Origin of the sequence: Streptomyces sp. WMMC1477, from assembly GCF_027460245.1 — a bacterium.
Taxonomy (GTDB): Bacteria; Actinomycetota; Actinomycetes; order Streptomycetales; family Streptomycetaceae; genus Streptomyces.
This window is the reverse complement of record NZ_JAPZBD010000003.1, coordinates 2,119,411-2,140,171: the sequence shown is the minus strand read 5'-3', so window position 1 is coordinate 2,140,171 and position 20,761 is coordinate 2,119,411. Positions and strand designations below refer to the sequence as shown.

20 protein-coding genes are annotated in these 20,761 nt (G+C 75.3%); 15 read left to right on the top strand and 5 right to left on the bottom strand.

Annotation, left to right across the window (positions count from 1 at the left end; all coding sequences use genetic code 11):
- Position 1: 1 nt before the first annotated feature.
- Positions 2 to 811, bottom strand: coding sequence for a class I SAM-dependent methyltransferase (locus O7609_RS09780; protein ID WP_269743425.1), 810 nt, complete (start codon positions 809 to 811; stop codon positions 2 to 4).
- A 135-nt stretch (positions 812 to 946) separates the two neighbouring features.
- On the opposite strand from O7609_RS09780, the gene mshA reads away from it, so the two are divergent.
- From mshA to O7609_RS09755, 5 genes are all read left to right on the top strand, one after another.
- Positions 947 to 2,266: a D-inositol-3-phosphate glycosyltransferase gene (gene mshA / locus O7609_RS09775; RefSeq protein WP_269734549.1), complete on the top strand. Its 1,320-nt coding sequence runs from the start codon at positions 947 to 949 to the stop codon at positions 2,264 to 2,266.
- A complete protein-coding gene (locus tag O7609_RS09770) occupies positions 2,259 to 2,750 on the top strand; it encodes a YbjN domain-containing protein (protein WP_269734548.1) in 492 nt (163 codons plus the stop codon). The genes mshA and O7609_RS09770 overlap by 8 nt, the downstream gene beginning before the upstream one ends.
- 264 nt (positions 2,751 to 3,014) lie before the next feature.
- A complete protein-coding gene (locus O7609_RS09765; RefSeq protein WP_269743424.1) occupies positions 3,015 to 3,515 on the top strand; it encodes a hypothetical protein in 501 nt (166 codons plus the stop codon).
- A 37-nt stretch (positions 3,516 to 3,552) separates the two neighbouring features.
- Positions 3,553 to 4,521: a helix-turn-helix transcriptional regulator gene (locus O7609_RS09760; protein WP_269743423.1), complete on the top strand. Its 969-nt coding sequence runs from the start codon at positions 3,553 to 3,555 to the stop codon at positions 4,519 to 4,521.
- A gap of 162 nt (positions 4,522 to 4,683) precedes the next feature.
- Positions 4,684 to 6,495, top strand: a complete 1,812-nt coding sequence (locus tag O7609_RS09755; protein WP_269743422.1) for an alpha/beta hydrolase — start codon at positions 4,684 to 4,686, stop codon at positions 6,493 to 6,495.
- Positions 6,496 to 6,633: 138 nt separating this feature from the next.
- Here O7609_RS09755 and O7609_RS09750 read toward each other — a convergent pair whose 3' ends face one another.
- Together O7609_RS09750 and O7609_RS09745 are read right to left on the bottom strand one after the other, a co-directional pair.
- Entirely contained in the window at positions 6,634 to 7,134 is a 501-nt protein-coding gene (locus O7609_RS09750) for an NUDIX hydrolase (protein ID WP_332330043.1), read from the bottom strand.
- A 15-nt stretch (positions 7,135 to 7,149) separates the two neighbouring features.
- A complete protein-coding gene (locus O7609_RS09745) occupies positions 7,150 to 7,674 on the bottom strand; it encodes a hypothetical protein (protein ID WP_269734545.1) in 525 nt (174 codons plus the stop codon).
- 200 nt (positions 7,675 to 7,874) lie between these two features.
- On the opposite strand from O7609_RS09745, the gene O7609_RS09740 reads away from it, so the two are divergent.
- Positions 7,875 to 8,168 (top strand): putative quinol monooxygenase, encoded by a 294-nt coding sequence (locus tag O7609_RS09740; RefSeq protein ID WP_269734544.1) that lies wholly within the window; start codon positions 7,875 to 7,877, stop codon positions 8,166 to 8,168.
- 71 nt (positions 8,169 to 8,239) lie between these two features.
- Here O7609_RS09740 and O7609_RS09735 read toward each other — a convergent pair whose 3' ends face one another.
- Positions 8,240 to 9,496, bottom strand: coding sequence for an extracellular catalytic domain type 1 short-chain-length polyhydroxyalkanoate depolymerase (locus O7609_RS09735; protein WP_269743421.1), 1,257 nt, complete (start codon positions 9,494 to 9,496; stop codon positions 8,240 to 8,242).
- Between the two features lie 203 nt (positions 9,497 to 9,699).
- On the opposite strand from O7609_RS09735, the gene O7609_RS09730 reads away from it, so the two are divergent.
- The 8 genes from O7609_RS09730 (at position 9,700) to O7609_RS09695 (ending at position 18,386) form a co-directional block, all read left to right on the top strand.
- Complete coding sequence (locus tag O7609_RS09730) at positions 9,700 to 10,944, top strand: substrate-binding domain-containing protein (RefSeq protein ID WP_269734542.1); 1,245 nt, start codon at positions 9,700 to 9,702, stop codon at positions 10,942 to 10,944.
- A gap of 89 nt (positions 10,945 to 11,033) precedes the next feature.
- The gene (locus O7609_RS09725) at positions 11,034 to 11,741 is read left to right on the top strand and encodes an ABC transporter ATP-binding protein (protein ID WP_269744333.1); all 708 of its coding nucleotides are present in this window, start codon (positions 11,034 to 11,036) and stop codon (positions 11,739 to 11,741) included.
- A complete protein-coding gene (locus O7609_RS09720) occupies positions 11,738 to 12,598 on the top strand; it encodes an ABC transporter ATP-binding protein (RefSeq protein WP_269743420.1) in 861 nt (286 codons plus the stop codon). Before O7609_RS09725 ends, O7609_RS09720 begins: the two co-directional genes overlap by 4 nt.
- A gap of 1 nt (position 12,599) precedes the next feature.
- Positions 12,600 to 13,538, top strand: a complete 939-nt coding sequence (locus tag O7609_RS09715) for a branched-chain amino acid ABC transporter permease (RefSeq protein ID WP_269734540.1) — start codon at positions 12,600 to 12,602, stop codon at positions 13,536 to 13,538.
- The gene (locus tag O7609_RS09710; protein ID WP_269743419.1) at positions 13,535 to 14,626 is read left to right on the top strand and encodes a branched-chain amino acid ABC transporter permease; all 1,092 of its coding nucleotides are present in this window, start codon (positions 13,535 to 13,537) and stop codon (positions 14,624 to 14,626) included. Before O7609_RS09715 ends, O7609_RS09710 begins: the two co-directional genes overlap by 4 nt.
- Complete coding sequence (locus tag O7609_RS09705; RefSeq protein ID WP_269743418.1) at positions 14,623 to 15,618, top strand: alpha/beta fold hydrolase; 996 nt, start codon at positions 14,623 to 14,625, stop codon at positions 15,616 to 15,618. Before O7609_RS09710 ends, O7609_RS09705 begins: the two co-directional genes overlap by 4 nt.
- A gap of 39 nt (positions 15,619 to 15,657) precedes the next feature.
- Entirely contained in the window at positions 15,658 to 16,428 is a 771-nt protein-coding gene (locus tag O7609_RS09700; RefSeq protein ID WP_269734537.1) for a 3-hydroxybutyrate dehydrogenase, read from the top strand.
- A gap of 5 nt (positions 16,429 to 16,433) precedes the next feature.
- On the top strand, positions 16,434 to 18,386 hold the full coding sequence (locus O7609_RS09695; RefSeq protein WP_269734536.1) for a helix-turn-helix domain-containing protein: 1,953 nt from the start codon (positions 16,434 to 16,436) through the stop codon (positions 18,384 to 18,386).
- Here the strand turns inward: O7609_RS09695 and O7609_RS09690 are convergent.
- A complete protein-coding gene (locus O7609_RS09690; RefSeq protein ID WP_269734535.1) occupies positions 18,336 to 19,787 on the bottom strand; it encodes an MFS transporter in 1,452 nt (483 codons plus the stop codon). The genes O7609_RS09695 and O7609_RS09690 overlap by 51 nt on opposite strands.
- Before the next feature lie 157 nt (positions 19,788 to 19,944).
- Here O7609_RS09690 and O7609_RS09685 point away from each other — a divergent pair, with 157 nt between their 5' ends.
- On the top strand, positions 19,945 to 20,760 hold the full coding sequence (locus tag O7609_RS09685; RefSeq protein WP_269734534.1) for a DUF72 domain-containing protein: 816 nt from the start codon (positions 19,945 to 19,947) through the stop codon (positions 20,758 to 20,760).
- Position 20,761 lies beyond the last annotated feature (1 nt).

Sequence of the window (20,761 nt, the reverse complement as noted above, 5' to 3'; positions counted from 1 at the left end):
CTCAGGCCCGGGGGGCCAGGGCCGGCCACGCCACCGTCACCTCGCCCTGCCGCCAGCGCCGCGGGCCGTCCGACACCGGCCAGCGCGCGGCGAGCGCCCGGACGGCGGCGACCCAGCGCTGCCGTGCGCCCAGCGGCGCGAGCGGCGCCGCCGACGCCCAGGCGGCGTCGAAGTCGGCCAGGAACGCGTGCACCGGCTCGCCCGGCACGTTGCGGTGGATCAGCGCCTTCGGCAGCCGCTCCGCCAGCCCGGACGGCCGCTCCAGCGTGGCCAGCCGGGCGGCGAAGGTCACCGTGCGCGGGCCGGACCAGTCCAGCGTCACCCACACGTGGCGGCGCCCGATCTCGTCACAGGTGCCCTCCACCAGCAGCCCGCCCGGCGCCAGCCGCGAGCACAGCCGCGCCCACACCTCCGGGACCTCCTCCTCGCCGTACTGGCGCAGCACGTTCGCGGCCCGGATCAGCAGCGGACGCTCGGTCAGCGGGATCTCGAAGCCGCCGCGTACGAAGGACAGCCCCTCGCGGACGTAGGGGCGGGCCGCGGCCACCCGCTCCGGATCGATCTCCACCCCGGTGACCCGCACGTCCGGGCGCACCCGGCGCAGCCGCGTCAGCAGCTCGACGGCCGTCCACGGCGCCGCGCCGTAGCCCAGGTCGACCGCCAGCGGAGGGTCGTCGGCCCGGCGCAGCGCGGCCCCGTGCGCGGCGGCGATCCAGCGGTCCATGCGCCGCAGCCGGTTCGGGTTCGTCGTCCCCCGCGTCACCGCGCCCACCGGGCGGCGGGCACGGGGGGCGGGGGGCGACGCGGGCATGAGGGCAAGCGTACGGGCCGAGGCACAGGTCACGTTTGGGCAAAGACGGGAAGAGCGAGGCTGCGGAGGGCGTTGCCGCCCGGGGACACCGCCAGACGACACGCACCGCACACACCGCCGGCCAAGGGAGCACAGGTGAGCTCGTACGTCACGCGGCTCGGACGGCGGCTGGGTCTCCCCGGGAGGGTGCCCCGCCGCGTCGCGATGCTCAGCGTCCACACGTCGCCGCTGCACCAGCCCGGCACGGGGGACGCGGGCGGCATGAACGTCTACATCGTGGAGCTGGCCCGCCAGCTCGCCGAGCTCGGCATCGAGGTGGAGGTCTTCACCCGCGCCACCTCCGCCGCGCTCCCCGCCACGGTGGAGCTGGCGCCGGGCGTCCTGGTGCGGCACGTGGACGCCGGGCCGTACGAGGGCCTCAAGAAGGAGGAGCTGCCCGCACAGCTCTGCGCCTTCACCCACGGCGTCATGCGGGCCTGGGCCCGGCACCGCCCCGGCCACTACGACCTCGTCCACTCGCACTACTGGCTCTCCGGCCACGTCGGCTGGCTGGCCGCCCAGCGCTGGGGCGTGCCGTTGGTGCACGCCATGCACACGATGGCCAAGGTCAAGAACGCCGCCCTGGCCGCCGGAGACACGCCGGAGCCCGCCGCCCGGGTCATCGGGGAGACGCAGATCGTGCGCGCCGCCGACCGGCTCGTGGCCAACACCGCCGAGGAGGCCGGCGAGCTGGAGCGGCACTACGACGCCGATCCGGCCCGCACCGCCGTCGTCCACCCCGGCGTCAACCTGGCCCGCTTCCGTCCGGGCGACGGCCCGGCCGCCGCCCGCGCCCGCCTCGGCCTGCCCCACGACGCCTTCGTTCCCCTCTTCGCCGGGCGCATCCAGCCGCTCAAGGCCCCCGACGTCCTGCTGCGCGCCGTGCGCGTCCTGCTCGACGAGGACCCGGGGCTGCGCGGCCGGCTCGTCGTCCCCGTCGTCGGCGGGCCCTCCGGCTCCGGGCTGGCCAAGCCCGAGGGCCTGCAGAAGCTCGCGGCCAAGCTGGGCATCGCCGACGTCGTCCGGTTCCGCCCCCCGGCGGACCAGGACACCCTGGCCGACTGGTACCGCGCGGCGAGCGTGCTCGTCATGCCCTCCCACAGCGAGTCCTTCGGGCTGGTCGCCATCGAGGCGCAGGCCAGCGGCACGCCCGTGGTGGCCTCCGCCGTGGGCGGGCTGCCCGTCGCCGTCCGGGACGGGGTGACGGGCTTCCTCGTCGCCGGGCACGACCCGGCCGACTACGCCCGGGCGCTGCGCCGCTTCGTCGCCGACCCCGCCCTCGTCACCCGAACGGGTGCCGCCGCCGCCGAGCACGCGCGCGGCTTCGGCTGGGCCACGGCGGCCCGCCGCACCGCGGAGGTCTACGCCGACGCGCTCGCCGCGCGCCGCCGTCGCCTACGATCGCTGCATGTCTGACGCCGCCGCAGTGATCGAGCAGACGCTCGCCGACGCCGAGCTGGAGTGGGAGTCGCCGGGGCCCGGCACCTACGTCGTCACCCTTCCGGGCACCCGCAAGCTCTCCACCACGTGCCAGCTCATCGTCGGCGCGCACTCCCTCTCCGTGAACGCGTTCGTCATCCGCAACCCGGACGAGAACCACGAGGCCGTCCACCGCTGGCTCCTGGAACGCAACACCCGTCTCTACGGGGTCAGCTACGCCATCGACCACCTCGGGGACATCTACCTCGTGGGCCGGCTGCCGCTCGCCGCCGTCACCCCGGACGAGATCGACCGCATCCTCGGCACCGTCCTGGAGAACGCGGACGGACCGTTCAACCACCTGCTGGAGCTGGGCTTCGCCGGGGCCATCAAACGGGAGTACGCCTGGCGCACCTCGCGCGGCGAGTCCACCCGCAACCTGGCCGCGTTCACCCGCCTGACCGGCGAGGACCGCGAGTAGCCGCCCGGCCGTCCGGCCGCCGTCATCGCCGGGGCTCCGGTAGCCCGACCGCGCGGTACGCCTGAACAGCAGCCGGCCGCGGAGTGGCAGCCGGAAGGGACCCGCATCCGAGCTCAACATCGGTGCGAGGGATCCGGTGGACTCGATGACGGACCCTCACGCAAGATCGAGGCTAGAGGTCTGCTACGAGAAGCCGGTAGCCGACGTCGAGAGCTTCGCGGCCGCCGGCGACCGGGCCGCGGCGACGTCGACGCCGTCAGCGCCATGCTCGCCGCGCACGGGATCGTCGCCCTCGACGACTACCGCTCCGAGCACTGCCCCGGCGTCGCCGCCGCCACCTGGGAGGCCGTGTTGAACGGCGGGCTGGACCCCGTCTGCGTCAGCGGCAATAAGTTCTACGGCACCTGGGGCGATCCCGAGCCGGTGCGGGCGGAGCTGGCCGAGTGGCTCACCGGGAACCCCGCGCTGTGGCACGAGGAGCAGTCCGTCGCCGGACACCGGCTGCTGCGCGTCAAGCCGCGGCCCGGGGCGGCCGAGCCCCGGCACCCCGCCCCCGGCACCCCGCGGCCGCCACGCCCGTCCGCGCCGCGCCGAGGCCCGCGCCCCGCCCGGGCGGCCGCCCCCGCCGCGTCGCCCGGCGTCTCGCGGTGGACCTGCTGCCGCCCCTCGTCACCCGCACCCTGGTCGCCGCCCGCCGGCGGGGCGGGCGGCGCTGAGCGGCGGGCGGTGCTGCGGGCCCGGGGCCCGGCGCCCGCCAGCCGGTAGGCTCGCGGGAGGACGCCAGACACCGCGGGGGTTGCCCATGTCCCACGCGCCGGAACCGGGCCCGTACGGGCCCGGGCTCACGCCGGAAGCGGAAGCGCTGTACCGCGCGCTGCTCGGCGTCGCGGAGGGCGCCGCCGCCCGGGATACCGCCGGGCCGGACGACGGGCGGCTCGCGGAGCTGGAGCGGCTCGGCCTCGTCGGGCGGGACGCGGAGGGCGTGCCGCGTGCCAGGCCGCCCCGGCTCGTCCTGGAGCGCTGGGCGGCCGAGCGCGAGTTGGAGGCCGTCCGGGCGCGGGAGACCGCCGGCGAACTCGCCCGCCTGTACGCCGTCCACTCGGGGGCGGGAGCGCAGATCGCCGAGGTGCTCGAAGGCCGGGAGACGGTCGTCGGGACGTTCGAGGCCATGCAGGCCGAGGCGCGGGAGCGCATCCGCGCCTTCGAGCGCGGCTCCTACCTGCGGCCCGAGGAGGTCGGCCCGAACCCGTCCCAGCTGCCCGCCATGGAACGCGGCGTGGCCTACCACGTCATCTACGACGCGGCCTTCCTCCAGACCGACGTCGGCCGGCGCTCCCTCCAGGCGGCCGTCGGCGCCGGGGAGAACGCCCGGGTCTTCCCGGGCATCCCGATGAAGCTCGTCATCGCCGACGCCTCCCGGGCCCTCATCTCGGTGCCGCAGCGATCGGGCGGCGGCGTCATGGCGCTGCTCGTCCACCCCTCGATGCTGCTGGACGCGATCACCGGGCTCTTCGAGGCCTTCTGGCGGCTGGCCGTCCCCGTCGGCACCGGGCCGGGGCGGGACGGGGCGCCCGGCGGCACCGAGCCCAGCCCCGACACCCAGCGGCTGCTGGCCCTGCTCAGCGCGGGCTCGACGGACGAGGCCATCGCCCGCGATCTGGGCGTCAGCGAGCGCACCGTGCACCGCCGGATCAGCCGGCTCCAGGAACTCCTGGGCGCCCGAACCCGCTTCCAGCTCGGTGTGCAGGCCGCGCGCCGGGGCTGGCTTTGACACGACAGGGGCCTTTGTCAGAAACCCGCCATGACGGGAACCCGACATGTACGCGGGCTTTCCCGCAGGTGACACCGGCGGACAGGGTGATGCAACGCTCCCGCCCGGCAGTTCGTGCTGCCGGGCCGGGGCGACCCCCCTCGTCACCGGAAGGACCCGCACGTGTCTGTTCCCAGACGTCTCGCCTCGCGCCGGGCGCTCGGCGCCACCGCGACCGCCCTCGCCGCCACCCTGCTCGCCACTCCGCTCGCCACGAGCCAGGCGTCCGCCGCACCGGCGCCCACGTCCCGGGCCGCGGCCGAGCCCGACACGGCCGCGCTCGCCGGAGCCCTGGCCGACCAGGAGATCGACTGGGAGACCTGCGCGTTCCCGGGGCTGCCCCAGGAGACGGCAGACCGGCTCCGCACCGTCGAGGGCCTCGCCTGTGCCACCGTCACGATGCCGCTCGACTGGCACGACCCGGGCAACGGCAAGACCATCGACGTGCGCATATCCCGCACCGCCACCAGCGACAAGAGCGACCCGGAGCGTCAGGGCATCGCCCTCGTCAACCCCGGCGGGCCCGGCGGCTCCGGGCTGCCCTGGGGAGCGGCCATGGCCCAGCGCGCCCCCGAACTGGCCGAGAAGTACGACTTCATCGGCTTCGACCCGCGCGGCGTCGGCCAGAGCACCCCGCTCACCTGCACCTACACCGTCCCGGACGACCCGGACGACCCGGACGCGGTCAACCGCGCCAAGGTCAAGGGCTGCATGGACGGCGGCCTCGCGCCCTACATCAACACCGAGCAGACCGCGTACGACATGGACTTCATCCGCGTCCTGCTCGGTGAGGACCGGACCAGCTACATCGGCTACTCCTACGGCACCTGGCTCGGCGCCTGGTACGCGGGCACCTTCCCCGGCAAGTCCCACCGCTTCCTGCTGGATTCCTCCACCGACGTCACGACGAAGTCCCTCCAGCGCACCTGGGACCTCCAGCCGCCCAGCCGTGACCGGCAGTTCCAGGAGGCCCTCCTCCCGTACGTCGCCCGCCACGACGACGTCCACGGCGTCGGCACCGACCCGATGAAGATCCGCGAGCACTTCGAACGGGCCGGCGGCACCCGGGAGTTCATCGGCCAGCTCTTCATGGCCTACTACATCATCCCGGCCATGTACGACACCTCGCAGTACCCGACCGCCGCCTCGGCCGTCGCCGTCATCGCCGAGTCCGGCATCCCGGCGGAGGGCTCCGACCAGGATGCCGTCGAGACGGTGGTCGACGGCATCCTGGCCGACGGCGGACTCGACGCCGACCAGCGTGCCTTCGTCGCCGACGCGAAGGCCGACATGCTGGAGGCCATCGAGGCCAGGGAGCGGGGCCAGGGCGCCGCGGGCGAGACGGCGACCTTCGACGCCGCCTTCGAGGCCATCCGCTGCCAGGACGGCCAGTGGAACCAGAACCTCAACTACTGGCAGGAGTGGCTGCAACGCCAGCAGCGCCACGCCCCGCTGCTGGCGGCCTTCAACTCCACTCCGCTGTGCGCCTACTGGCCCACCGGCAACCGGATGCCCAAGGCGTATCAGAAGACGTTCCCCGAGCTGCTCGTCGTCCAGTCCGAGCTGGACGCCGCCACCGCCTACGAGGGCGCCCTGTCCACGGGCAAGAAGCTCCCCGGCGCCAAGATGATCAGCGTCGACAACGAGGGAAGCCACGGCCTCTTCCCCTACGGCACCACCTGCGTCGACCTCCCGGTGATCGACTACTTCCTCACCGGCACCACGCCGCGGGACCGCTTCACCGGCTGCCAGGGCCTCCCGCTCCCCGGCGAGGAGAAGACCTACGAGGTCGCCGGTGAGCTGAAGAAGAACGGCAAGATCAAGATCCGGATGCGCACGGACGAGGTGAAGGAGGCCAACCGCCTCGTCCGCGACCTCCTCCGCGAGGCCAACACCCCGGACCCGGCCGAGGCCGCCGTCTCCCAGTCCTCCTGACACCTCGACAACCACCCCCCACCGGGGCCGGGCCGCGCTGCACCGCGGCCCGGCCCCCTCTTCCGTCCACGCGTCCCCTGCCCGACCCCCGTGCGGGCCGGGGCGCCGGCATCCGGCCCAACTCCGGCCCGTCCGGGGTTATTCCGAGGCTGCCGCCGTGGCGTCCAGCGCCAGGGCCAGCAGGCCGTGGACGTACGCGTCCACGGGGTGGCCGCTCGCCAGCAGTTCCGGGAGGTCGGCCGGGGCGAACCAGCGGTGGCCGGAGTGCTCGGCCGGCCGCTGTGCCGGGGCACTCGGCTCTCCGGCGACCTCCACGAGGTAGTCCGCCTCGTGCCGGACGCCGCGTCCGTCGTCCCCCTCCCAGGTGTCCACGCGCAGCAGCCTGCGCAGCCGGGTGAGCCGCCAGCCGGTCTCCTCGCGGACCTCCCGGGCCAAGGCGTCCACCAGCGTCTCGCCCGGCTCGACGTGGCCACCCACGACGTCCCAGCAGCCGGGGAACAGCGGGCGGTCGACGCTCCGCCGCTGGGCGAACGCCTCCCCGCGCCCGTTCACCACGACGGCGCCGACGGTCCACACCTCGCCCGGGGCGGGCTCGGGCAGCACCACGCCGGCCTCCACGGCGACCGGGGACGACATCATCCGGGCCGCCGCCCGTCAGAACGGGACGAAGTTGGTCAGCGTGCAGCCGTCCACGAGCGGCTTCTCCTGCTGGTAGCCGCTCGGCACCTCGAATCCCTTCTCGCAGGTGAAGAGGACCAGCCCGGCGACGTGCAGTTCCCGCGCCGCGGTGTCGCCCTCCGGGACGACCGCGAAGTCCTGCCCCACCAGGAAGCGCTTGGTGTCGCCCTCGACCTCGGCCTTCATCGTCGCGGCCTGGAACTTCTCCATGTCCCCGATGGCCAGCAGGGTGATGTCGCGGTCCTGCTGGTCCTCGCAGACCGCGCGCTCCTTGATCCCCCACGACGCGTCCAGGGCCTCGTCGTCCATCGTCCCGCCCCCAGAGCCGACCTTCAGCCCGTAGCAGCCGGTGTTCTCGTTGACGAACTGCTCGATCGCCGCCATGTCGCCCGCCTTGGGCAGGCCCATGCCCGACATCGGGCCGTCGTCACCGCACCCGCTGAGCGTGGCCAGCGCCGCGACCGCCGCCGCCCCCGCCGCGCAACCCTGCCGTATCCGCATATCCGCGTCCCCCAGAGGAAGGGCACCGTCAGTCATCCGACGCTGACGTGCCGTTGAGATCACCGCGGTGAGGATAGCCAACTGACCACGGCCTCGCCCACGCGCGGCCTGGCGTGGACAGGACGGCCGGAGCGATGAGTTTCGGGGAACGGGGCCGTCTGACCCCGCGTAGGCCGTCGGCGGAGAAGGAGGAACGCGGCGTGACGGTGATCATCGCGGGGTGGCTGGACGTGGCCCCCCAGGAGCGAGACCGGCTGGTCGAGGCGCACCGGGAACTGGTGGTGGCGGGGCGAGGGCAGCCGGGCTGTCTGGACCTGGCGATCTCGGCGGACCCCACGGCCCCGGGGCGCGTCCGCCTGTTCGAGCACTGGGAGTCCCAGGAGACGCTGGACGCCTGGCGGGCGGTGGCACCGCAGCCGTCGGTACCGGTCGAGATCGGGCACGCCGAGGTGTTCAAGCACGAGGTGGCCCGCTCCGGGCCGCCGTTCGGCTGAGCGCCTCCGCCCGCGCGCGGCGCCCGCCGCCCGGTGGGGGTCGGGGGCGGGCGCCGGGTGCCGGGGCGCGGTCAGCAGCTCGCGACGCGTTCGTACCAGCCGGGGGAGGTCTCGGCCAGTGACGTGTGGGTGTAGGTGTTCCACAGGCCGAGCGCGTCACCGGAGCCGACGGCGTAGGTGTAGCCGTAGCTGACGACGGCGCGGCCGGCCGTGGTGTGGGCGTAGTTGCTGGCGGTGACGCAGGTCGGGTCGCCGGGGTCCGGGTCACCCGGGTCGCCGGGGTCACCGGGCTCGGTGGTGCCGAGGCCCCAGTCGGTGGTGATGGCGGACGTGGAGCACAGCACGTCGGCGAAGTAGCTGCCTGACGCCCCGCAGCCCTCGGCGGGGCGGACGGGGACGGCGTGCCCCATGCCCGTCGCCGTGTACCGGTGGACGACCGTGCCCGAGGGGCCGTCGTACGTCGTCCGGGTGACGCCGCCGGGCAGCGAGGTGGAGGAGTCGGGTGAGGCGTCGGTGCCGTGGACGTCGGTCCACTGTTTGACGGACTCCGTCGCGTTGACCGGGCGCACGGTGGTGTCCGAGGTGCCGTGCCAGACGGAGACGGTGGGCCAGGGGCCCGTGTAACCGGGGTTCTCGGCGCGGACGAGGTCGCCCCAGGCGTCGGCGGACCGGGTCTCGCCGGGGTTCATGCACCCGAACGCCTCGACCATGTTCGTCGCGCAGCCGTGCGGGACGCCGGCGAGGACGGCGCCGCCCGCGAAGACGTCGGGGTAGGCGGCGAGCACGCTGGAGGCCATCGCGCCGCCGGCGGAGAACCCGGCGACGAAGACGCGGGACGGGTCGGCGCCCGCGGCGTCCACCGTGTGGGCGACCATCTGCCGCAGGGACAGGACCTCGCCCCGGCCGCGCGAGGTGTCGCCGGGCTCGAACCAGTTGAAGCAGCGCGAGCTGTTGTTGACCGTCTCCTGCTGGGCGGCGACGAGCGCGAAGCCACGGGCGTCGGCGTACTCGGCCCAGCCGGAGCCCGCCACGTACCCGGCCGCGTCCTGGGTGCAGCCGTGCAGGACGAGGACGACGGGCGAGCCGGACGCGAGCCCGTCCGGCAGGTGGCGGTACATCGTGAGGGCGCCGGGGTTGCTGCCGAAGCCCGTGATCCGCTCCAGGGCGGACGTGGCGGTGACGTCACCGGGCAGGGAGGTGGAGGAACCGGCGGGCGCGGGGGGCGCGGCGTGGGCGGCCGTGGGGGAGAGGCCGGTCAGGGCGAGGAGGGGCAGGGCGAGGGCGGTCAGTGCCGCCGCCGCCCGGCGGAGCCGTTGCGGTGATCTCATGTGGGGTCCTTTTGGCCTGAGGGACCGGACGTTCCGCACGGTAGGGCCGCGCCGCGGACCGCCCGAACAGGGCGTGCGCACACCGCTCCCGCGCCGCTGGTGTCCGCGGGACACATTGCCGCGGGGCGTCCGCGGGCGGAGGCTGCCGTCTCAGCGAAGCCCGCAGCAGGGCAGTCACCGCACCACACGAGGAGCCCGCCGCCATGCCCAGATCCGTACCCGGGGCCGGAATCCGGTCCGCCGCACCCGCCCGGGGCACCGCGCCCCTCCGGCGCCGTTCCGTTCTCGCGGCCGCCGCGCTGGCGGCCTGCGCGGCGCTGACCGCCTCCTGCGCGAGCCCGGGGAGCACCGCGGACGGCGGGGGTGACGCCGACGAGGTGAAGGTCGCGCTCGTCACCTCCGTCAGCGGCCCGCTCGCCTCCTACGGCGAGCAGTACCTGCGCGGCTTCGAGGCCGGGCTCGACTACGCGACGGACGGCACCGGCGAGGTGGACGGCGTCCGCATCACCGTGCTGGAGGACGACGACGCGGGCGACCCGGCCAAGGGGGTGTCCCTGGTCAAGAAGCGCATCGGCCAGGGCGTTCCGATCGTCGCCGGGACGGTGGCCTCGGGCGTGGCCACGCAGATCGCGCCCGTCGCCGCGCAGAACGAGACCCTCTACATCTCGGGGCCGGCCGCCACCGACGCCCTCACCGGCATCAACGACCACACGTTCCGCTCGGGCCGGCAGACCTACCAGGACGTGGTGACCGCCCGGGAGATCCTGGCGGCCGAGGGCGGCGGGGAGGGCGACCGGAAGGTCGTCGTGCTCGCCCAGGACAACGCCTTCGGGCAGGCCAACGTGGCCGCCGTGGAGTCGGTGCTCGGCACCGGCGGCACCACGGTGACGTCCGTCCTGGCCGCACCCGGCGCCACCGACCTGACGCCCACCGCCCGCAAGGTGCTGGCGGCCGAGCCGGACATGGTCTTCGTGGCCTGGGCCGGTGACACGGCCCGGTCGATGTGGGCCACGCTGGAGCAGCAGGGCGTCCTGGACGAGGCCACCGTCGTCACCGGCCTGGACAGCCGCGCCAGTTACCCGGTGTTCGGCAAGGCGCGCGAGCGCGTCACCCTGCTCGCCCACTACGTGCCTGGCGCGACGGGGACGCCGGAGGCGAAGGCGATGCGCGCCTACTTCGAGGAGAAGGGCTGGGAGGAGGACCTGTTCAGCCCGGACGGCTTCACCGCGGCCCAGCTGGTGGTGCGCGCCGTCGAGGCGGGCGGCGCGGACGGCGACGTCCAGGCCATGATCGAGGCGCTGGAGGGCTACGCGTTCTCCGGGGTGAAGGGGCGGCAGACGGTGCGGGCCGAGGACCACGCGCTGCTCCAGCCCATGTTCCAGGCCGGGTTCGACGGCGACCTGCCCGCCGTCACCCGGACGCTGGAGCCCGGCCGGGTCGCGCCGTGACGGCGGCCGCGCGCGGGCCCGCCCGCGGGGGATCCACCGGCGAGCGGGTCGCCCGCGGCGCGGCCGGGACCGTCCTCGAACTCGACCGGCTGAGCTGGCACGTCGGCGCCGTGCGCATCGTGGACGAGGTCTGCCTCACCGTGACCGAGGGCGAGTTCCTGGCGGTCATCGGCCCCAACGGGGCGGGCAAGACCTCCCTGTTCAACCTGGTCTCCGGGGTCCGGCGGGCGACGTCCGGGGCCGTGAGGCTCGACGGGCGCGACCTGACCCGCCTGCCCCCGCACCGCCGGGCCCGGGGAGGGATCGCCCGCACCTTCCAGTCCTCGTCCGTCTTCCCCACGATGACCGTCGCCGAGCACGCGGAACTGGCCGCCCGCGCGGCCGGGGCCCGCCGCGTCACCGGCCGCAGGGTGGCCGGGCTGCTGGCCCGGGTCCGGCTGGAACACCGGGCGGACGCCCTGGCCGGCGGCCTCAGCCACGGGGACAAGCGCAAGCTGGAGCTGGCCATGCTGCTGGCACCCACCCTCGCCGGGGCGGGCCCGCGGCTGCTGCTGCTGGACGAGCCGATGGCGGGGGTCGCCGCCGAGGAGACCGGTGAACTCACCGCCGTCCTCCGCGAGGTGCACCGCGAGGAGGGGCGGACCGTCCTCATGGTCGAGCACCACATGGACATCGTGCTCGGCCTCGCCGACCGGGTCGCCGTCATGCACCACGGCCGACTGCTGGCCGTCGGCAGCCCCGCCGCGGTCATGGCGGACGCGACCGTGCAGGACGCCTACGTCGGGGAGGCGCTGTGACCCCCGGACCGCAGGCGGCGAGCCCGCTGCTCGACGTGCGCGGGCTGCACGTCGAGATCGCCGGCTCCCGCATCGTGCAGGGCGTGGACCTCGCCGTCCCCGCCGAGGGCGTCACCGCGCTGCTCGGCCGCAACGGCGTGGGCAAGACGACGACGGTCCGGGCCGTGCTCGGGCTGCTGCCGGACGGCGGGCGCGTCACCGCGGGCACCGTCACGCTGGACGGCGCGGACGTCACCGACGAGCCCACCCACCGCACCGTGCGGCGCGGCGTGGGCTACGCCCCCGAGGACCGAGGCGTGTTCGCGCACCTCACCGTCGCCGAGAACCTCTCCCTGGCCGAACGGCCCGGCTCCGCCCACCACTACGACCTCGTCCACGACCTGTTCCCCGAACTGCGCGACCGGCGCGCCCAGCCCGCCGGTTCGCTCTCCGGCGGGCAGCAGCAGATGGTGGCCATCGCCCGCACGCTCCTCAACGACAACCGGCTCATCGTCGTGGACGAGCCGACGAAGGGGCTGGCGCCGCGCGTCGTCACCGAGGTGACCGAGGTGCTCGAACGCGCCGCCGAGCGTGTGCCGCTGCTGCTCGTCGAGCAGAACCTGGCCGTCGTGCGGCGCCTCGCGCGGCACGCCGTCGTCCTGGACGCGGGCCGCACCGTGCACACCGGGGACGCGGCGGCGCTCCTGGCCGACCGGGAGCTGACCACCGCGCTGCTCGGCGTCGGCGCCCGCCCCGGGCCACCCGGTCCCGGGCCGGACGCCGGGCCGGACAACGGACCGCAGCCCGGAGCGCGTTGCGGCGCGAGCACGGCGCCGGGCGACGGCGCACCGGCCGCCACACCGAGAGGAACCGCCTGACATGGAGACGTTCGTCCTCCTCACCCTCACCGGACTCGGCCTGGGCGCCCTCTACTTCCTCATCGCCTCCGGGCTCGCCCTCATCTTCGGCCTGATGGACGTGCTCAACTTCGCGCACGGCGCCTTCCTCACCGTCGCCGCCTACACCGCCTGGGCCACCGCCGACGCCGTGCCCGGCCTCGGCGGCCTGCTCCTCGCGGCCGTCGTCGGCACCGCGACCGGGCTCGCCCTCGCCGTCGTCGTCGAGTTCGTGCTGATCCGGCGGCTGTACGGGCGGCCCAAGGAGCAGATCCTCGTCACCGTCGGCCTCTCGCTCGCCGTCCCGGCGGCCGTGCAGACCCTCGCCGGGGCGGACGCCCGCACCTTCCCCGTGCCCGAGTCGCTGGCCGGCACGGTCGGCGTGTTCGGCGCCAACGTGCCGGTCAACCGCTTCGTGCTCATCGGCGTGGCGCTGACCGTGCTCGTCGCGGTCCGGCTGTTCCTCAACCGCACCCGCTACGGGCTCGTCGTGCGGGCCGGGGTCGAGGACCGGGCCATGGTCACCGCCCTCGGTATCGACGTCACCCGGGCCTTCACCGTCGTCTTCGCCCTCGGCGGCGCCCTCGCCGGGCTCGCCGGAGTGCTCGGCGGGCTGTACTTCGGCTCCCTCTCCCCGCACCAGGGCACCGGGCTGCTGATCTTCGCGTTCGTCGTCGTCATCATCGGGGGGCTCGGCTCCATCACCGGCGTCTCGCTCGCCGCACTCGCGGTCGGCCTCACCCAGCAGTACGCCGACTACTACGCCGGCGGCTACGGGGACCTGGCCGTCGTCGTGCTGCTCGCCGTCGTCGTCCTGGCCCGCCCCGTCCCCGGCGCGCCCACCCCCTTGGAGCGGCTGCGGCGGCTCGCCGCTCCCGGGTCCGCCGCCGTCCCCGCCAGCACCGAAGGAGGCCGCGCATGACGGTCACGTCCGCCCCGCCCGCCGCCACCGCGCCCCCGGCCGCCTCCGGCGGCCGGGACGCGGCCCGGCGCCGCGGACTGCGCTCCGCCGCCCTCCCGGCCGCCGTCCTGCTGGTCCTCGCCCTCCTGCCCTACTCGGCGCTGGAGATCCCGGTCCTGCTGGAAGGCCCCGTCAACTCCCCCGGCTCGCTGCAACTCTTCGCCCTGTGCCTGGTGTTCGCAGGGCTCGCGCTCGGCTACGACCTGATGTTCGGCCGCACCGGGCTGCTCTCCTTCGGCCACGCCCTCTACATCGCCGGCGGCGCCTACGGCACCCAACTGGCCATGACGGAATGGGGACTGGGCCTGCTCCCGGCCGTGCTGGTCACCCTCGTGCTGGGCACGCTGGCCGCCGTCGTGCTCGGTGCCGTCTCGCTGCGCACCCTCGCCCTCGGCGGCATCGGCTTCGCCATGGTCACCCTCGCCTTCGCCCAGGCCGGTTCGCTCCTCGTCGGCCGCAACCCCGGCGGACTCACCGGCGGTGAGGAGGGCCTGCCCCTGCACACCGCCGGGGTGCCCGACGCCTTCCTCGGCGTCGCCAACACGGTCAACGTCTACTGGCTGGCGCTCGGTTACCTCACGCTCGTCGCCGCCGTCGTCTGGTGGGTCACCGCGCGGCCCGTCGGCCGGGTGTGGCAGGCCGTACGCGACAACGAGCCGCGCGTCGCCGTCCTCGGGCTCGACCCCTTCCGGTACAAGCTGGGCGCCTTCGTCCTCGCCTCCGCCCTCGCCGTGCTCGGCGGCGCCGTGCACCTCCTCGTCACGGCCGGGGCCACCCCGCACTCCAGCACCCCGACGTTCACGCTCACGCTGCTCGTCATGGTCGTGCTCGGCGGCAGCGGCACCCGCTGGGGGCCCGTCCTGGGCGGCGCCCTGTTCACCTTCCTCGACCAGCGGCTGGCCGCCGTCGCCGACGTCGTCGAACCGCTGCTCATCCTGGGCACTCTGTTCGTCCTCGCCGTCTACGCCGCCCCCGGCGGCCTCGCCTCCCTGCGCCCGCGCTCCCTGCGCCCGCGCTCGCTGCGCCCGCGCCGAAAGGGGTCCCGGTGACCGAGCCCGCCCCCGTCCCCGCCCGGGAGTACGCCGTCCCGGTGCGGGGCGGCCGCCTCGCCGTCACCCACTGGCCCGGGCGCGGCGAGGCGGCCGACGTCCCCGGCGAGGCCCCCGTTCCGGACGAGGCCCCCGGCCCCGGCGACGTGCCCGTTCTCGCGCTGCACGGCATCACCGCCAACGGCCACGCCTTCACCGCGCTGGCGGAGGCGCTCAGCCCCCGGCTGCCCCTGCACGCCCCCGACCTGCGCGGCCGGGCGCACAGCGCCGCCCTGCCCGGGCCCTACGGGCTGGCCGCCCACGTCGAGGACGTGCTCGGGCTCCTGCGCCACCTCGGCCGTGAACGTGCCGTGCTCGTCGGGCACTCGATGGGTGCCTTCGTCGCCGCCCTGGCCGCCGCCCGGCACCCGGAGCGCTTCCCGCACGTCGTCCTCGTCGACGGCGGGCTCGGCTTCCCGCCCCCGGACGGCACCGACATCGACGCCCTCCTCGACGCCGTCATAGGCCCGGCGATGCGGCGGCTGCGCATGACCTTCCCCGACCGGGCGGCCTACCGCGCGTTCTTCCGCTCGCACCCCGCGTTCACCGCGCACTGGGGCCCGCACGTCCAGGCGTACGTCGACCGTGACCTCGTCGGCGACCCGCCCGCCCTGCGCAGCAGCTGCGTGCTCGACGCCGTGCGGGCCGACGGCGCCGACGTGCTGCGCGGCCCCGAGGTCCTGGCCGCCGTCCACCGGCCCGGCGTCAGGGCGACGCTGCTGTGGGCGGAGCGCGGCCTGCTGGACGAGCCGCAGGGCCTCTACGACGAGACCCGGCTCGCCGCCGCCGGGCCCGACCCCGGCCGGGTCGCCGCGCACCGGCTGCCGGACACCAACCACTACTCGACCGTGCTCACCCCGGCGGCCGTGGCCGCCGTCGCCGACGCCGTCCACCGCGCCCACGTTGAGGTGTGCCAGGGATACACGGGCGGCCGGACAAGTGTGGACCGCTGACACATCGGGGGCGGCGCGGGCCCTGCCTAGTCTGCGGACATGACGCCACACTCCGTCACCCTCGACCTCGGCGGGCGCACCGCGCTCGTCACCGGTGCCGCCAGCGGAATCGGGCGGGCCTGCGCGCTGCGGCTGGCCGCCGCCGGAGCCAAGGTGCGCGCCGTGGACCGCGACGCGGCCGGGCTGGACGCGCTCGCCGAGGCCGCCCCCGACGCCGTCGAGCCGCTCCGGCTCGACCTCACCGACCTGGACGCCGCCGAGCAGGCCGCCACCGGGATCGACGTCCTCGTCAACAACGCCGGGCTTCAGGTCGTCCGGCCCCTGGAGAGCTTCCCGCAGGACGCCTTCCGGCTCATCCTCACCGTCATGCTGGAGGCGCCCTTCCGGCTGATCCGCGGCGCCCTGCCGCACATGTACGGGCAGGGCTGGGGGCGCGTCGTCAACGTCTCCTCGGTGCACGGGCTGCGGGCCTCCGCCTACAAGGCGGCCTACGTGTCGGCCAAGCACGGGCTGGAGGGCCTGTCCAAGGTCACCGCCCTGGAGGGGGCGGCCCACGGCGTCACGTCGAACTGCGTCAGCCCCGCCTACGTCCGCACCCCGCTCGTCGAGCGTCAGATCGCCGACCAGGCCCGGGCCCACGGCATCCCCGAGGACCGGGTCGTCAGCGAGGTCATGCTGGCCGACTCGGCCGTCAAGCGGCTGGTCGAGCCGGAGGAGGTCGCCGAGGCGGTCGCCTACCTGTGCGCCCCGCCAGCCGGAGCGATCACCGGCAGCTCCCTCCCGCTCGACGGGGGCTGGACGGCACACTGACGTCCATGCACGACGAGACCGCCACCTCGTACGACCCGCCCCGCACCCCGCCCGACTACCTCCAGCTCCTGGTCAGCGGCGCGCCGGCCGAGGCCTTCGACGGCCCGACGACGCCGGAACGGGTCCTCGCCCTGCGGCTGCGCGCCGAGCTGGAGGGACGGCGGCGGCGCGAGGCAGAGCTGACCGCCCTCATCGAGACGGCCCACGACCTGGCCGGGCTGCGCGACCTGGACGCCGTCCTGCGCGCCATCGTGCAGCGCGCCCGCTCCCTGCTGGGCACCGAGGTCGCCTACCTGACGCTCACCGACCGCGAGCGCGGCGACACCTACATGCGCGTCACCGAGGGCTCCGTCTCCGCCCGCTTCCAGCAGCTGCGGCTGGGGATGGGGGAGGGGCTGGGCGGGCTGGTCGCCCAGACGGCCCGCCCCTACGTCACCGACGACTACTTCCGCGACACCCGCTTCCAGCACACCGCCCCCATCGACGGCGGCGTCCGGGAGGAAGGGCTCGTCGCCATCCTCGGCGTCCCGCTGACGCTCGGCGGCGAGGTCATCGGCGTCATCTACGCCGCAGACCGGCGCGCCCGCGTCTTCGAGCGCGAGCAGATCGCGCTGCTCTCCTCCTTCGCCGCGCACGCCGCCGTCGCGATCGACACGACCCGTCTCATCGCCGAGACCCGCGGCGCGCTCGCCGCGCTGGAGGCCACCAACGAGACCATCGAGCGGGCCGGAGAGGTCCACGACCGGCTCACCGCGCTGGTGCTGCGCGGCGGTGGCGTCGACGACGTGACCGCCGCCCTGTCCCAGGTGCTCGGCGGCCGGGTGGAGTTCACCGGGCCCGGGACGGCGACAAAGGCCGTGGAGCGCTCGGCCCGCGCGGGCCACGCCGTCCGGGAGGCCGCGGGGCAGCCGGGCGGGGCCGGGGCGGGAACCGGGGCCGGGGCGGGAGCGGACGCCGGGGCGCCCTGGGTGGCGGCGGTCGCTGCGGGCGGGGAGCTGCTGGGCGCCCTCGTCCTGCACGGGCAGCCGCGGCTCGACCCGGTCGACCAGCGCACGCTGGAGCGCGCCGCCATGGTCACCTCGCTGCTGCTCCTTGCCCGACGCTCCGCCGCCGAGGCCGAGCAGCGGGTGCGCGGCGAGCTGCTCGACGACCTGCTGGACACCCCGGGACGCAGCCCCGAGGTGCTGTGGCAGCGCGCCGCCCGGCTGGGCGCCGACCTCGGCGCGCCGCACGTCGTCCTGGCCGCCCTGGGCCCCGCCGACGCGGACGCTCCCGAGGACGCCGACGCCCCCGACGGCGGTGGCGCCCCCGAGAGCGAGGGCGCCGCCCGGCACGGCAGCGGCCGCGGGCGGCTGTGGGCCGCGGCCTCCCACCTGGCCGCCACCGCCCACGGGCTGGCCGCCGCCCGCGACGGCGGCACCGTGCTCCTGCTGCCGCTGCCCGAGGGGACGGACGCCGGGGAGCTGGCCCGCCGCGCCGCCGCCCAGCTCGGGGCCGCCGTGCACGCCCCCGTCACCGTCGGCGCCTCGGCCGTCGTCGCCGGGCCGTCGGGTGTCCCCGCCGCCTACGCCGAGGCCCGCCGCTGCGTGGACGCCATGCTGTTGCTGGGCCGGGGCGGCGAGGGCGGCGCGGCCCAGGACTTCGGCTTCCTCGGGGTGCTGCTCTCCGACGCCCGCGACGTGGGCGGGTTCGTCGAGCGCACCCTCGGCCCCGTCCTCACCTACGACCGGCGGCGCGGCACGGACCTCGTCGAGACCCTCGCCGCCTACTTCGACAGCGGCATGAGCCCGGTGCGGGCCAAGGACCTGCTGCACGTCCACGTCAACACGGTCGCCCAGCGGCTCGACCGGGTGGCCAAGCTGCTGGGCGACGAGTGGCAGTCTCCCGAGCGGGTGCTGGAGGTGCAGCTAGCGCTGCGGCTGCACCGGCTCTCGGGCGCCTTCACCGGCGGCCGCTGACGGCGCGGGCCGCGGCGGGACCGGCCCGCCCGCGCCCTCGTCCCCGTCCTCGCCCGGGGCGGGTGCGTCGCCGTCCGAGAGGTCCCGCATCCGCGTCTCCCGCGCGCACAGGATCGCCACGACGGTCAGCGCGGCGGCGGCGATCACGTACAGGGAGACCGGCACCGAGCTGTCGAAGTCGGCCAGCAGCGCGGTGGCGATCATCGGCGCGGGCGCGCCCGCCGCCACCGAGGAGAACTGCGCGCCGATCGACGCGCCGGAGTAGCGCATGCGGGTGGCGAACAGCTCGGCGAAGAACGCCGCCTGGGGCGCGTACATCGCCCCGTGCAGGACCAGCCCGACCGTGACCGCGAGCAGCAGCGCCGCGAAGTTCCGGGTGTCGATCAGCGCGAAGAACGGGAACATCCACAGGCCCACCCCGGCGGCGCCGATCAGGTACACGGGCCGTCGGCCCAGCCGGTCGGACAGGGCTCCCCACAGCGGGATCGTCGCGAAGTGCACGGCCGAGGCGATGAGCACGGCGTTCAGCGCGCTCTGCTTGGACAGGTCGAGCTGGTCGGTGACGTAGACGAGGATGAAGGCGGTGATCACGTAGTAGCTGATGTTCTCCGCCATCCGGGCGCCCATGGCCACCAGCACGTCGCGCCAGTGGTGGCGCAGGACGGCCAGCAGCGGCGGCTGCTCGGCCTTCCGGTCCTCGGCCTTGCGGGCCTCCGCCCGGGCCAGCGCGGCCTTGAACACCGGCGACTCGTCCACCGAGATGCGGATCCAGAGCCCGACGAGGACGAGCAGGCCCGAGAGCAGGAACGGCACCCGCCAGCCCCAGGACTCGAACGCGGCGTCGCTCAAGGTCGCCGTCAGCGCCGCGAGCACACCGGTGGCCAGCAGCTGGCCGGCCGGGGCGCCGGTCTGCGGCCAGGAGGCCCAGAAGCCGCGCCGTCGGGCGTCACCGTGCTCCGAGACGAGGAGCACCGCGCCGCCCCACTCCCCGCCCAGGGCGAAGCCCTGCACGAGCCGCAGCGTCGTCAGCAGGACGGGGGCGAGCGAGCCGACGGTGGCGTGGGTGGGCAGGAGTCCGATGGCGAACGTGGCGCCGCCCATCAGCAGCAGGCTCAGCACCAGCAGCTTCTTGCGGCCGACGCGGTCGCCGTAGTGGCCGAACACCAGTGCGCCGACCGGCCGCGCGGCGAACCCGATGGCGTACGTCAGGAACGCCAGCAGCGTGCCCACGAGCGGATCGGAGTCGGGGAAGAACAGCTCGTTGAAGACCAGCGCGGCGGCGGCGCCGTACAGGAAGAAGTCGTACCACTCGATCGTCGTACCGATCAGACTCGCCGCGACGATGCGCTTCAGCGGGCCTTGCGGGGGCGGGGCGGGCGGGGAGGAAGCCGCGGCAGCCATGGTTCTCCACTTCCGGGCGGGGGGGGACGGGACAGGCCACACCGTAGGAACCCCCACGTCACGCGCCCATGTGGTCGCGCACCATACTTCCGCCGTCGCACATGCCGCTCACCCCCACCCCGGGCACGGTCCGGCGGGGGAAGCGCATGCTGGGGGTATGGGTGTTGTCGTCGGGACCTGCGGATGGCAGTACCGGGACTGGCGCGGCGTGCTCTACCCGCGCGAGCTGCCCGGACGGCTGTGGCTGGAGGAGTACGCCCGGCAGTTCCGCACGGTGGAGAGCAACAACGCCTTCTACCGGCTCCCCGCGCCCGAGACCTTCGCGGACTGGCGCGACCGCACTCCCGAGGGCTTCGTCATGGCCGTCAAGGCCAGCCGGTACCTGACGCACCTCAGGCGGCTGAGAGACCCCGAGGAACCGGTGCGCAGACTGCTGTCCCACGCGGAGGCCCTGGGCGACAAGCTCGGCCCCGTCCTCCTCCAGCTTCCGCCCACGCTGCGGGCCGACCCGGCCCTCCTGGACGCCTGCCTCGCCGCCTTCCCGCCGGACGTGCGGGTGGCCGTCGAACCGCGGCACTCCTCGTGGTGGACGCCCGAGGTCCGGTCCGTCCTCGCCGACCACGGGTGCGCCCTGTGCTGGGCCGACCGCGCCTCCCGCCCCGTGACACCGCTGTGGCGCACCGCCGACTGGGGCTACGTCCGCTTCCACGGCGGCCGGGCGCGGCCCTGGCCCCGCTACGGCCCGCAGGCCCTGCGCAGCTGGGCCGAGCGGATCGCCGACGCCTGGCCGCCGGGGGCCGAGGTGTTCGCCTACTTCAACAACGACCACGGCGGCGCCGCCGTCCTGGACGCCGGCCTCTTCGCCCGCTTCACCGCCGCGCCCGGCGGGGGCGCGCACGGCGCTTCCCGGGGCGGGCCGGCGGGCGGTCCGCCAGGTGGAAGCTCATCCGGCGGCGGCGAGGGCACGCATTAGT

Excerpts from the sequence above, each read along its gene's own strand:
- O7609_RS09695 (WP_269734536.1), top strand. The coding sequence starts at position 16,434 with ATGCACGACGAGACCGCCACCTCGTACGACCCGCCCCGCACCCCGCCC.
- O7609_RS09690 (WP_269734535.1), bottom strand. The coding sequence starts at position 19,787 with ATGGCTGCCGCGGCTTCCTCCCCGCCCGCCCCGCCCCCGCAAGGCCCG.
- O7609_RS09715 (WP_269734540.1), top strand. The coding sequence starts at position 12,600 with ATGGAGACGTTCGTCCTCCTCACCCTCACCGGACTCGGCCTGGGCGCC.
- O7609_RS09730 (WP_269734542.1), top strand. The coding sequence starts at position 9,700 with ATGCCCAGATCCGTACCCGGGGCCGGAATCCGGTCCGCCGCACCCGCC.
- O7609_RS09745 (WP_269734545.1), bottom strand. The coding sequence starts at position 7,674 with ATGCGGATACGGCAGGGTTGCGCGGCGGGGGCGGCGGCGGTCGCGGCG.
- O7609_RS09780 (WP_269743425.1), bottom strand. The coding sequence starts at position 811 with ATGCCCGCGTCGCCCCCCGCCCCCCGTGCCCGCCGCCCGGTGGGCGCG.
- O7609_RS09685 (WP_269734534.1), top strand. The coding sequence starts at position 19,945 with ATGGGTGTTGTCGTCGGGACCTGCGGATGGCAGTACCGGGACTGGCGC.
- O7609_RS09735 (WP_269743421.1), bottom strand. The coding sequence starts at position 9,496 with ATGAGATCACCGCAACGGCTCCGCCGGGCGGCGGCGGCACTGACCGCC.
- O7609_RS09710 (WP_269743419.1), top strand. The coding sequence starts at position 13,535 with ATGACGGTCACGTCCGCCCCGCCCGCCGCCACCGCGCCCCCGGCCGCC.
- O7609_RS09750 (WP_332330043.1), bottom strand. The coding sequence starts at position 7,134 with ATGATGTCGTCCCCGGTCGCCGTGGAGGCCGGCGTGGTGCTGCCCGAG.
- O7609_RS09765 (WP_269743424.1), top strand. The coding sequence starts at position 3,015 with ATGCTCGCCGCGCACGGGATCGTCGCCCTCGACGACTACCGCTCCGAG.
- O7609_RS09770 (WP_269734548.1), top strand. The coding sequence starts at position 2,259 with ATGTCTGACGCCGCCGCAGTGATCGAGCAGACGCTCGCCGACGCCGAG.
- O7609_RS09700 (WP_269734537.1), top strand. The coding sequence starts at position 15,658 with ATGACGCCACACTCCGTCACCCTCGACCTCGGCGGGCGCACCGCGCTC.
- O7609_RS09760 (WP_269743423.1), top strand. The coding sequence starts at position 3,553 with ATGTCCCACGCGCCGGAACCGGGCCCGTACGGGCCCGGGCTCACGCCG.